This window comes from Altererythrobacter sp. B11, assembly GCF_003569745.1.
Classification (GTDB): domain Bacteria; phylum Pseudomonadota; class Alphaproteobacteria; order Sphingomonadales; family Sphingomonadaceae; genus Croceibacterium_C.
Genome location: NZ_AP018498.1, coordinates 2,106,916 through 2,118,206, shown reverse-complemented (window position 1 = coordinate 2,118,206; position 11,291 = coordinate 2,106,916). Strand labels below are relative to the sequence as shown.

The 11,291-nt window shown below is 69.7% G+C and carries 9 protein-coding genes; 2 read left to right on the top strand and 7 right to left on the bottom strand.

From position 1 onward, the window contains the following. Positions 1 to 26: 26 nt before the first annotated feature. A complete protein-coding gene (locus tag AEB_RS10085; RefSeq protein WP_119083074.1) occupies positions 27 to 290 on the bottom strand; it encodes a hypothetical protein in 264 nt (87 codons plus the stop codon). An 87-nt stretch (positions 291 to 377) separates the two neighbouring features. Here AEB_RS10085 and argJ point away from each other — a divergent pair, with 87 nt between their 5' ends. Together argJ and AEB_RS10075 are read left to right on the top strand one after the other, a co-directional pair. After that, on the top strand, positions 378 to 1,604 hold the full coding sequence (gene argJ, locus AEB_RS10080) for a bifunctional glutamate N-acetyltransferase/amino-acid acetyltransferase ArgJ (protein ID WP_119083073.1): 1,227 nt from the start codon (positions 378 to 380) through the stop codon (positions 1,602 to 1,604). 17 nt (positions 1,605 to 1,621) lie between these two features. Then, on the top strand, positions 1,622 to 2,404 hold the full coding sequence (locus AEB_RS10075) for an inositol monophosphatase family protein (RefSeq protein WP_119084579.1): 783 nt from the start codon (positions 1,622 to 1,624) through the stop codon (positions 2,402 to 2,404). A gap of 6 nt (positions 2,405 to 2,410) precedes the next feature. Here the strand turns inward: AEB_RS10075 and trxA are convergent, their stop codons facing one another. The 6 genes from trxA to tsaE are packed head-to-tail and all read right to left on the bottom strand — an operon-like array spanning position 2,411 to position 11,284. Continuing rightward, on the bottom strand, positions 2,411 to 2,731 hold the full coding sequence (trxA, locus tag AEB_RS10070; protein WP_119083072.1) for a thioredoxin: 321 nt from the start codon (positions 2,729 to 2,731) through the stop codon (positions 2,411 to 2,413). Between the two features lie 56 nt (positions 2,732 to 2,787). Continuing rightward, positions 2,788 to 6,237: a double-strand break repair helicase AddA gene (addA, locus tag AEB_RS10065; RefSeq protein WP_119083071.1), complete on the bottom strand. Its 3,450-nt coding sequence runs from the start codon at positions 6,235 to 6,237 to the stop codon at positions 2,788 to 2,790. Further along, positions 6,234 to 9,191: a PD-(D/E)XK nuclease family protein gene (locus tag AEB_RS10060; protein WP_172592936.1), complete on the bottom strand. Its 2,958-nt coding sequence runs from the start codon at positions 9,189 to 9,191 to the stop codon at positions 6,234 to 6,236. The genes addA and AEB_RS10060 overlap by 4 nt, the downstream gene beginning before the upstream one ends. Next, positions 9,184 to 9,900, bottom strand: coding sequence for a nucleotidyltransferase family protein (locus AEB_RS10055; protein WP_231958663.1), 717 nt, complete (start codon positions 9,898 to 9,900; stop codon positions 9,184 to 9,186). Before AEB_RS10055 ends, AEB_RS10060 begins: the two co-directional genes overlap by 8 nt. After that, positions 9,897 to 10,874, bottom strand: a complete 978-nt coding sequence (locus AEB_RS10050) for an aminoglycoside phosphotransferase family protein (RefSeq protein WP_119083069.1) — start codon at positions 10,872 to 10,874, stop codon at positions 9,897 to 9,899. Before AEB_RS10050 ends, AEB_RS10055 begins: the two co-directional genes overlap by 4 nt. Next, complete coding sequence (tsaE, locus tag AEB_RS10045; protein ID WP_172593185.1) at positions 10,871 to 11,284, bottom strand: tRNA (adenosine(37)-N6)-threonylcarbamoyltransferase complex ATPase subunit type 1 TsaE; 414 nt, start codon at positions 11,282 to 11,284, stop codon at positions 10,871 to 10,873. Before tsaE ends, AEB_RS10050 begins: the two co-directional genes overlap by 4 nt. Positions 11,285 to 11,291 lie beyond the last annotated feature (7 nt).

Sequence of the window (11,291 nt, the reverse complement as noted above, 5' to 3'; positions counted from 1 at the left end):
TGGAACAAGGTTCTGACGCAAACGCGCTATTCGTGCGCGCGGTCGACCTGCAGCATCAGCGGGGGCAGCATCACCACGATGCGCGGCCGCGGGCACATGCGTGCGCTATCCGGCCGATCGAGCGACCAGCTGTAGCCGGCGGCGGCCGAGCGGGCGTGCAGCACACAGCCCGCATCCTGCAGCTGCGCCTGCCCCACATTTTCCACATCCACCACGCGCGCCTGCACAGGCGCGGCAACGGCCCCGAGGCCGGTAAGCATGATGAATGCGGCGAGCAGCTGGCGTAGCATTGCGCGGCAAGATAGGTGCGTGACGCGCAAAGGTCCAGCGGCGAAGCGCGTTTACGCGCGGACGAGCCGAGTATAAGGGCCGGGGCCATGGATCTCGCCCGTTCGCCGCTCGCCCTGCCCTTCCCCGCCATTCCGCCGATCGCGGGTGCCGTGCCGCGCATCGCGCGGGCGCATTACAAGGCGTGGGACCGCTGCGACCTGACCTATATCGCCTTCGACGAGGGGACGAGCGTAGCGGGCGTGTTCACGCGCAATGTCTGCTGTTCCTCCGAAGTGGAACTGGGGCGGGAGAATGTGGCCGCAGGCAGCGCGCGGGCACTGATCGTCAACGCCGGCAATTCCAATGCCTTCACCGGCTATCGCGGGCGCGAGGCGGTGGAGCAGATCATGGCGCAGGTGGCCGACCATCTCGGCTGCGCTCCCGCCGAAGTCTTCGTCTCCTCCACCGGCGTGATCGGCGTGCCGCTGCCCAAGGACAAGGCGCGCGCGGGCGTGGCCGCGGTGCTGGAGGCACAGCCCTGCAGCTGGGAAGAGGCGGCGGCGACCATCGGCACCACCGACACCTTTACCAAGGGCGCGGTGGCGCAGGCGGTGATCGGCGGCACGCGGGTGACGGTGGGCGGGATCATCAAGGGCAGCGGCATGATCGCGCCCGACATGGCGACCATGCTGGGCTATATCGTCACCGATGCCGCGGTGGCGCCGGACTTCCTCCAGCAGTGCCTCTCTGCCGCCAATCGCGAGACCTTCTCCTGCATCACGGTGGATTCGGACACCTCCACCAGCGACACGGTGCTGGCCTTCGCCACGGGCAAGGCCGGCAATGCGCGGCTGGAGAGCTTCGACAGCGAAGGCGCCGATGCCTTTGCGGCGGCAATCCACGATGTCTGTCGCCAGCTCGCCCATCTGGTGGTGCGCGACGGCGAAGGGGCGCAGAAATTCATCGCCGTGCATGTGCGCGGCGCGATGAGCGACGAGAGCGCGCGGCGGATCGGCCTCGCCATCGCCAACTCGCCGCTGGTGAAGACCGCCATCGCCGGGGGCGACGCCAATTGGGGCCGCGTGGTCATGGCCGTGGGCAAGGCCGGCGAGCCGGCCGACCGCGACCGGCTGGGCATCGCCTTCGGCGGCCATTGGGCCGCGCGAGACGGGCAGCCGCTGCCCGATTATGACGAAGGGCCGGTGGCACAGCACCTCGCCGGGGCGGAGATCGACCTCGAGGTGGACATCGGACTGGGCGACGGCGCGGCCACGGTGTGGACCTGCGATCTCACCCATGGCTACATCGCCATCAATGCGGATTACCGCTCGTGAGCCTGCTCGACCGCGAAATGCTCGCGCTGATGCGGCAGGTGACGCAGGACGTGATCCTGCCGCGCTTCCAGAACCTTGCGGAAGGCGAAGTGTTCGACAAGGGCGGCAACGATCCCGTGACCGTGGCCGACCGCGAGGCCGAGGCGGCGCTGCGCGAAGGGCTGGCGAAGCTCAACCCCGGCATCGGCTTCGTGGGCGAGGAAGCGGCCCATGCCGAGCCTGCGATCCTCGACCGGCTGGATGGGCCGTGTTGGATCGTCGATCCGGTGGACGGCACCCGCAATTTTGCCGCCGGGCAGGCGCCCTTCGGCATCATCGTGGCGCTGGCCGATGGCGGCGAGGCGCATTCCGGCTGGATCTTCGATTGCCTGAGCGGCCGCTTCTGCGCCGCTCACCTCGGCAAGGGCGCCTTCGTGGACGGGGAACAGATCAGCGCCCGTGCCACGGGCGAGGAACCGCCGGTCGCCGCGATCTCCATGATCTTCATGGACGATGCCAAGCGCGCGGCGATGCTCGATACGATCGCACCGCATTACCGGCTGGTCGACATCCCCTATTGCGCGGCGGAGCAATATCCTCGCCTCGCGCTGGGGGTGAACGACGTGTCCGTTTTCGAGCGGACGCTGGCGTGGGACCATGCGGCGGGTGCGCTGTGGCTGAACGAGGCGGGCGGCAAGGCCGCGCGGCCCGACGGATCGCCCTATCGGGCGAACGAGCGAGGCCGCACCGGTCTGATCGGTGCCGCCTCGCCGGACTTGTGGGACGATCTGGCGGGGCGCCTCGCGGCATTCCCCGCCTGACCGGGATCAGATGACGCTTTCGATCCAGCCCTTCAGCTGGCTCTTGGGAGCGGCGCCGATCTTCTGGGCTACCGGCTCCCCATTCTTGTAGATCACCATATAGGGGATCGACTGCACGCCCAGCTTGCCGGGCACGTCGGGGTTTTCCATGATGTCCATCTTGGCGATGGTCACCTTACCCGCCAGTTCCTCGCTGATTTCCTCCAGCGCCGGGGCGATCATCTTGCACGGCCCGCACCAATCCGCCCAGAAATCGACCAGCACCGGCTGATCGGATTCGAGCACGTCGCTCTGGAAGCTGGAATCGGTGACGCTCTTGGTGGCCATGGTCTGTCTCCTGTGTTTGCAGTGAATCTAGGGGCCGCCGGGCCCGTGGCAAGCATTTAGCTGTCCAAGCTTTCCTGCACCGTAGCCAAGCGGGGTTTGTGGGCGGCGAGCATCTCCGAGGGAATGGCGATGAGGCGCGGGACCTGGGTGTAGAGCACCGCCGCCTCGATCCGCCGGCCGGGATAGATCGTGGCGAGCGCCGCGGCATAGGCGGCCATCTGGCGGATCGTCCCCAGCGGCACTTCCGCAAGCGTTGCCGGCGGGCGCCGCGCGGTCTTGAAATCGGCCACCAGCACACGCTCCGCCGTCACCAGCAGGCGATCGGCCGTGCCGGCGATCACCTGCCCCTCCACCGTTGCCGCCAGCGGCACTTCGGCGAGAGCCGCCGGGCCGAACAGCTCGGCCCATTCGGGCGCGGCGATCACGGCGAGCGCGCGGGCGAGCATATCCGCCCGCTGGTCCTCCGCCACATCGGCGGCATTGCGTGCCAGCCATGCGCTGCCCCGCTCCTCCCGCAGATCGAGCGCGACTTCGGGCAGCCGTTCGAGCAAGCGGTGCATCAGCACGCCCCGGCGTGCAGCAGCTGCCGTGACTTCGGGCGGCAAGGGCGGATCGGCCCCCTGATCTTCCCCCGCTGACGAGGGAGCCAGCGGCCGCGGCGGGCGCGGCTCTGGCCCCACTGCCGTCGTGGCCCAAACGGGCAGCACAGGGGGCATGGGCAATTCCTGCTGCCCCTGCCCCGCCACCACCGGCGCGCACTCGCCCAGTTCGCGCCGCGCGCCCCAGATCGGATCGTCCAGCCAATCGCCGGCGAAGAGTGGCGCCAGACGCGCATACCAGCTGTCCGGCGCGGGCTCGCCCTTGTCGCGCGGGCCGAGCGCGCCGCCGATGAACAGCGCCTCCTCCGCCCGGGTCATGGCCACATAGAGCAGGCGCCAGTGCTCCTGCCGCTCCGCCAGCTTTTCCGCCTCTTCCGCCGCGGCGATGCGCTGCACCTTCTCGGGCTTGCGCAGGCCGGGCAGCGGGATCTCGCGCTCCCCATCGCGCAGCGATAGCCCGCGTACGGGCGAATTGTCCGGATTGCCGGTGGCATCGGCGAGGATCACGATCGGCGCCTGCAGGCCCTTGGAACCATGCACGGTCATCACCCGCACCAGCCCCGCCCCGGCCCCGGGATCGCGCTTCAACTCCCCCTCCCCTGCATCGAACCACTGGATGAAGCCCTGCAGGCTCGGCGTATGCGAACTGGCATAGGCGAGCGCGGCGTTGAGCAATTCGTCGATCGGATCGCCCGCTTCCCGGCCCAGCCGCGCCACCAGCTTGCGCCGCCCCTGCCACGGCCCCACCAGCAGCCAGTGCAGCAGCGCCTGCGGCGGCTCGAAATCCGCCAGGGCCAGCAAGTCGCGCAGCATGGCGACCGCCGCCATCGCCTCGGGCTCGCGGCTCTGGCGCAGATGCGCCCACAGCGCCACGCCCTTTTCGCGATACCCATGGCGCAGCAATTGCTCCTGGCTCCAGCCGAACAGCGGCGATACCAGCAGGCCGGCGAGGCTGAGATCGTCCAGCGGCTGCGCGGCGAAGCGCAGCGCCGCCATCAGATCCTTCACCGCCAGCGGCGCGCCCAGCCGCAGCCGGTCCACACCCGCCACCGGCACGCCCGCCGCATGGAGGCGTGCGACGATCAGCCCGGCAAGCTCGCGCCGCTTGCGCACCAGCACCATGATGTCCCCCGGCCCCGCCATGCGCGGTTCACCCTTGGCCAGCGGAAAGGTGCCGATCATTTCCTTGATCTGGCGCGCGATCTTGTCCGCCATCCGCCGCTCGGGCGCGGGGAGCCAGGTGTCGGGCGCATCCTCCTGCGCCTCATCCCCCGCCGCCGCATCGACCGGCTGCCACAGGGTGACGAGGCCGGGGCGTTCATCGCCCACATGCGGCTCCGGCATGTCCGACAGGCCGAAATGGCTGTGGCCGATGGAACCGATCGCCTGATCGACGAAAGACAGCACACGCTGCGCCGTGCGGAAGGAGCGGCCGAGGCCGAGATCGACCAGTTCGCGCGCATCGATATTCTCGCGCAGCTGCCGGGCATTGGCCGCCCGATCCGCCATGGCGCGGCGGAACCGTTCCTTCGCGCGGCTGAAATTTTCCGGGCTGGTGCCCTGGAAGCGGAAGATCGCCTGCTTGTAATCGCCCACCACGAAGATGGTGCGCAGCTTGTCGCCACGCTGCCCCAGACCGGCGAAGAAATCGTCGGTCAGCGCATGGACGATGGACCATTGCGCTTCATTGGTGTCCTGCGCCTCGTCGATCAGGATGTGATCGAAGCTGCGATCGAGCTTGTAGCGAATCCATTCGCCGAGGCCGGGCTTCGCGAGCAACTCCGCCGCGCGGCGGATCAGATCGTCGAAATCGACCATCCCTTCGCGCTCCTTCGCCTCTTCCCAGGCGAGTGCGAAGCGGCGGCCGACGCTGAGCGCCGGGGTGACATAATCCGCCAGCCCCAGCAGCGCCCGATGCTCCAGCGCGGCGGCGAGACAGGCCAGCACGCAGGCGGCGTGGCCGGCGATATCCGCATCCTGCTTTTCGAGCGATTTCAGCGAGCGCACTTCGCCCTTCTGCGTGAACAGCGCCTTGAACAGATCGTCCAGCGCGGCGGCCCGCCCGGTGGGATCGCGCGCCAGCCATTCCTCGCAGGCAGCGGCGCCTTCCAGCCCCGTCTTGGTGCCCCACGCCGCATTGGCGGCGATGCAGCGGCGCAGCGCGGCGCAATCGAACGCCCCATCGGCGCACAGGGCGGCGAGGCTTTCCGGCCCCGCATCCGCCGCCAGGCCGAACAGCTGGCGCACCCGCTCATCCATCGGTTCCTGCCAGCTGCCGGGGCCGAACCACGCCTCCCGCGCGCCGGCGCAGCGCATCAGCCAGCTGCGCGCGCCATCGGGGCCGAGCCGCAGGGACAGCACCTCCAGCGCGCCCAGCATCGCCTCGTCGCCTTCCTGCTGCCAGCGGACCAGCAGATCGGCCAGCACGCGGTGCGCCAGCAGATCGCGATCGCGGTCCTCCATCGCCTTGGTGCCGGGGATCAGCCCCGCCTCTTCCGGGAAGGCCGCCAGCAGCCATTGCGAGAAGGCATGGATCGTGTCGATCCGCAGGCCGCCGCCGGGGCAATCGAGCACACTGGCGAACAGGGTGCGCGCGCGCGATTGCGCGGCGGGCGAATTGTCCGCACCGATGGCAATCAGGTCGCGCGACAGAGCCTCGGGCTTCATGCGCACCCAGCCGGCCAGCACGGCGTTCACCCGCTCCGCCATTTCCGCCGCGCCGGCCTTGGTGAAAGTGAGGCACAGGATCTGCTCCGGCCGCACATCGGGCCGCAGCAGCAGGCGCAGCACGCGGGCCGAAAGCACCTGCGTCTTGCCCGTACCGGCCGAGGCGGAAAGCCAAACGCTGTCCGCCGGATCGACCGCCAGCGCCTGATTGCCCTTCAGCGGGAAGACCTTGTCGCTCATTCCTCCCGCCCCATCCATTCGTCGAGCCGCATCAGCTGGTCGTAATCATTGTAACCGGGGAAATCCGGATTGGGCCGCGCGGTGAACGGCCGGTCGCCCAGGATCCAGCCGGTGATCGCATCGTGCAGATAGTGCCGCGTTTCGGGCAGGAACTCCTCCGGCGACAGGCCGCTGCGCTTGTTCCCTACCTGCAGCGGCGTGTCGGCATAGCCGAAGCCCTCGCCCCCGCGCCGTTTCGCCAGCGACCAATATTCGAAGCCGGTCACTTCGCCATCCACGCCGGCCACTCCGCCGGCCTGGACGATCAGCCCCACCAGCCCGAGTTGCAGGCGATAGCCCTTCGCCACTTCCGCGGCGGAAGGCGGCGCGCCGGTCTTGTAATCGACCACGGCCAGCGTGCCGTCGGGCAGCCGGTCGATCCGGTCGGCGCGGCCATGGATGCGCACGCCATCCACGCGCATCTCGCAGTCCTTCTCTACGGCGATCACTTCGCGCCCCTGCATGGCGCCCACTTCCTCCGCCACCCAGCGCAGGCCTTCGAACAGGCGCGGCTGCCACAGCCCCCGCATCAGCGGGTGGGCGTTCATGGCGCGCAGTTCCTCCTGCGCGATGGCGTGGATGTCCCCGCCCTCGTCGTGCCAGCGGCGCAGGATTTCATGCGCCAGCGTGCCCTGCCATGCGGGGGACGGCTCCGCATCCAGCGCATCGAGGGCGCGCAGGCGCAGGATGCGCGCGGCATAGAACTGGAACGGATCGCCAATCAGATTGTCCAGCGCAGTCACCGACACGTCCACGCGGCGCTGTTCGGCCGTGGGGCGCGGGGCCGGCTGCGGATGCGGCGGCACGGGCCGCGCATCGTCCAGCGCGCGGGCGAGGAGCACGGGGCCCTGATCGACGTGCCGCTCCGCCAGATCGTCCCCCAGCAAGGCCCCAACGCGGAGCCAGAAGCGCGAGGCTATGGCCGGGCCGGAGGGATCGCGTTCCGCCCGGCTCAGCACCACTTCCGGCGCGCCCAGCGCACCGGCAAGGTCATGCGCGGCAAGGCCGATGCGGAAATCGGCGTCCGGCACGCCCAGCGCGCGCAGCACGGCGGGGGCGAGCAGCGGATCGGCCGCCGGCGCGGCGGGCCAGGTGCCCTCATTCAGACCGGCGCAGATCACCAGATCGCTGCGTGTCATGCGCGATTCGAGCAGGCCGTAGATGGCGAGGCGCGAGTGGCCGCCATAGGGCGGTCGCACCGCCACCCGGTCCATCGCATCGCGCAGCACGGCCGGGAGATCGTCCGGCGCGAGCGGAAGGCCGACCTCGCGCGCCTGCTGGCGCAGTTCCTCCACGAAGCTGGCGAGCGCGCGGCCATCCTCATGCTCCCACAGCGCGTCACCGCACAGCGCCTCCCCCGCGATCACGAGGCGGTCGAGCAGGTCGGCCAGGGATGCTTCTTCGGCTGCCATCAGCGGCGCGAGGATGGCTTCCACTTCCTCCCACCAGTCGAAGTGGCGCCGGGCATAGGGCCGCAGCGCGGCAAGGCCCGGCGCGGGCCGCGGACCGCGCAGCTTCAGCTCGAAGGCGCGCGCATGCTCCAGCCACTCGGCCCGGTCCTGCTCGCGCCGCACCAACGGATGCTCGAGCAGCGCCACCAGCGGCACGGGCGCAGCCTGTTCCGCGCCGACTTCGGCCAACAGCAGGAACAGGCGGCCGGCGGCGGTTTGCGACAGCGGCCGCCCGGCGCTGTCATCCGCCACCACATGCCAGCGCCGCAAATGCTGCACCACCCGCGCGGCGAGGCCGCGATCGGGCGTGACGAGGGCGACGCGTTTCTCTTTCTCTTCAAGCGTTTCCCGCACCAGAAGGGCGATCGCCTGCGCCTCTTCCTCGGGATTGGCGCTCTGCATCAGGCGCACCCCGGAAAGCCGCCTGCGCTCCGCCGGGAGATCGACCCAACTCTTGCTGGCCTCCGGCGGCAGGAACAGGCTGGAGATCGCATGGCTGCGCTCCGGCGGGCCCTTGCCAAGCCCGGCGCGGTGCCAATGCTGCACCTCACCCCGCGCCACGCCCATGCGGTTGAGCAGCAGCTTGAGGTGATATTGCGGATGCGTCACCGCGTCGTCGCGGCCGAAGGGCGTTTCCGCATCGGGCGCGCCGGCACTGCCCAGCTCCTCCCACACGGCATCGTCCATGGAGAGGTCGAGATCGGGCAGCACCACCGCCCCCTGCGGCAGGCGCGCCACCGCGCGCAGCAGCGCCGCCACGCCCTTCGCCGCGCTGGTCACGCCGGCCGCCACCACCGGAGTCGCAGGCGGATCGCGGCGCCAGCTGCGTGCGGCGTGGCGGAACAGGCGGTTGCGCCGATCCGCCGGATCGAGCTCTCCACGCGCCATCAGCTCATCCAGCCAGCGCGCCTGCACGCGCATGAACAGATGCAGGCTGCCACGCCAATGTTCGGACAGATCGCCGAGCAGGCCGATCACCCGTTCCTGCAGCAGTTCCTCCGGCCCGATCTCCTCGACCAGAAGCCGGTCCATCGTGCGGCCCATCTCGAAGGCGAGGCGCAGCAGCGCGCTGCCCTTCGGCGCCTCTGCCCCGCGCTCTTCCGCGATGATGCGTGCGAGCCGCAGCCAGCGGCGCGTGGGATCGACGGCCGGTGGAATCTCGCTGCCGGCGCCCAGCGGATCGAGCAGCGCGCCCAGCGTCTCGTCGAGGTCCAGATCGCCCACCACCGCCATGCGCGGCATCAGCAGGCCGGGCGCTTCGGCTGCGCCGAAATGGCGGATGAAGGCTTCGCTCACCGTGCGGGCCGCACGGCTGCTGGGAAGCAGCAGGGTCAGCCGGGCGAGCCCCACTTCGGGATCGGCGTAACGCGGCACCAGCCCGGCCACCAGCGCATCGGCGAAGCCGCGATGGGCGGCTATCGAATAGACCTTCGGCGCCCTCTCCAGGGACGAAGGTTCAGACACCGGCCAGGGCAGCTTCCGTGGGCGCGATCGCGCGCGGATCGCCCACTTCGAACCATTCGCCGCTGAAGGCGTGGCCGTAAAGCCGGCCTTCCTCAATCGCCCGGTCCCACAGTACATTGGTCGAGAAAGGGCCATCCGGCGCGTCGCGCAGCAAACGCTTGGAAACCAGCTGGATTCCGGTGAAGACGAAGGGCGCCACGCGGCCCGAGCGACGGCGGATCAGCCGCCCCGTGGGGGCCATGTGGAAATCCCCCTTGCCGCGGAAATTGCGCGCCCCGGTGTGCGAGACGAGCAGCAGCAGCGCGTCCATCGCCGCCGGATCCCAGGCTTCGCTCAGCTGGCGGAACACGTCATAGGGGCCGTCGAGCCAGATATTGTCGCTGTTCACGCAGAAGAACGGATCGGGCAGGAGATCGGCCGCCCGGATCAGCCCGCCCCCGGTTTCCAGCAATTGCGCCCGTTCATCCGAGATCGTCACCTGCGGCGCCTTGCGATCCTGCAGATGGGCGATCAGCGCATCGGCAAGGTAGTGCACGTTCACCACCGCGCGGGCCACGCCCGCCTCCGCCAGCCGATCCAGCGCGTGGTCGATCAGCGGCTTGCCGGCCACGCGCACCAGGGGCTTGGGCTGCGTCGCGGTGAGTGGGCGCATCCGCTTGCCCAGCCCGGCGGCGAGCACCATGGCGGTATCGGAAGCGAGGCGGCTCACGCGATCTCTCCCCCGCCCGCATCGCGCAGATGCTGCGGGACATTGGCGGCGAACCATTCCGCCACCGGCGCCAGCTCCGGATGGGCCAGATCACGCTCCAGCGCATCCCATACGCGCGGGATCATCGGCAGGTAGCGCGGCTTGCCGTCACGCTTCCACAACCGCGCAAAGATGCCGACGATCTTGGCGTTCCGCTGCGCGCCCAGCCGCGCGTAGTCAGCCTCGAACTGCGCATCCGGCGCGGCGGCGGCGATGTAGCGATCGAGCATCTCCCGCTCCAGCCGGGGCGAAACATCGCGCCGCGCGTCCTGCAGCAGCGAGACGAGATCATAGGCCCGATGCCCGACCAGCGCGTCCTGGAAGTCGATCAGGCCTTGCGCGCCATCGGCCAGCAGCATGATATTTTCCGCATGATAGTCGCGCAGCACGGTCACGCCGGGGCGCTGGCGCGGCAGCATGGGCTGCAGCACCGCCTCCCACGCAGCGCGGAAGCCCGCACCATCCACGGCGAGGCCCACCGCCGGGCAATACCATTCCACGAACAGCTCCGCCTCTCGGAGATAGACGGCCATGTCATAGGGGTCGAACGGCCCCGGCGGGCAGCGATGCAGTTCCACCAGCGCGTCCACCGCCTTGGCATAGACCGCACGCTCCTCGTCCGGATGCGTATCCAGCCAGTCGCGCATGCGATCCTGCCCGAAGTCCTCGATCAGCACCAGGCCCTGCTCCGGCCGCTCGGCATAGATGCCCGGGGCACGCAGACCCTGTTCCGCCAGCCACTTGCCCACGTGGAGGAACGGCGCCGGATCCTCATTGGGCGGCGGTGCGTCCATCAGCATCGCGCTTTGCCCGCCGTTGCGGATGCGGAAATAGCGCCGGAAGCTGGCATCGCCGGGGAGCGGCTCGATCACCGCGCCGCCCCAGCCTGCATCGTCCAGGAATTCGTCCAGCCCTTCGGGCAGTCTCTCGCTCATGGGAAACGGCTTTGCCAATTGGCACCGGCTTCGACAATCGCCTTCCTGCCTGCCCCGGCGATTTCCAGCCGGACGGAGAGGCAGCCTGGCTCATGCGCGAAGCCTCCGGCGTGATCGGGCCACTCCGCCAGCAGTGCGGCGTCGCTGCGATAATCGTCCAGCCCAAGTTCCTCCACCTCCGCCGGATCGCGGAGGCGGTAGAAATCGGCATGAACCAGCGGCAGGCGCACGGCAGGCGGATCATAGGTTTCAAGAATGGTGAAGGTGGGGGACGGCACTTCCCCGACATGCCCAAGCGCGGCGATGATTGCGCGGGCGAGCGTGGTCTTGCCCGCACCCAGCCCGCCTTCCAGCGCCACCACATCGCCGGCCTGCAGCTGCGCCGCTATGCGCGCGCCCAAGGCCTCCATTGCCGAA

Bases quoted from the DNA above. Each gene is read 5' to 3' on its own strand.
- AEB_RS10085 (WP_119083074.1), bottom strand. From the start codon at position 290: ATGCTACGCCAGCTGCTCGCCGCATTCATCATGCTTACCGGCCTCGGG.
- argJ (WP_119083073.1), top strand. From the start codon at position 378: ATGGATCTCGCCCGTTCGCCGCTCGCCCTGCCCTTCCCCGCCATTCCG.
- AEB_RS10075 (WP_119084579.1), top strand. From the start codon at position 1,622: ATGCTCGCGCTGATGCGGCAGGTGACGCAGGACGTGATCCTGCCGCGC.
- trxA (WP_119083072.1), bottom strand. From the start codon at position 2,731: ATGGCCACCAAGAGCGTCACCGATTCCAGCTTCCAGAGCGACGTGCTC.
- addA (WP_119083071.1), bottom strand. From the start codon at position 6,237: ATGAGCGACAAGGTCTTCCCGCTGAAGGGCAATCAGGCGCTGGCGGTC.
- AEB_RS10050 (WP_119083069.1), bottom strand. From the start codon at position 10,874: ATGAGCGAGAGACTGCCCGAAGGGCTGGACGAATTCCTGGACGATGCA.
- tsaE (WP_172593185.1), bottom strand. From the start codon at position 11,284: ATGGAGGCCTTGGGCGCGCGCATAGCGGCGCAGCTGCAGGCCGGCGAT.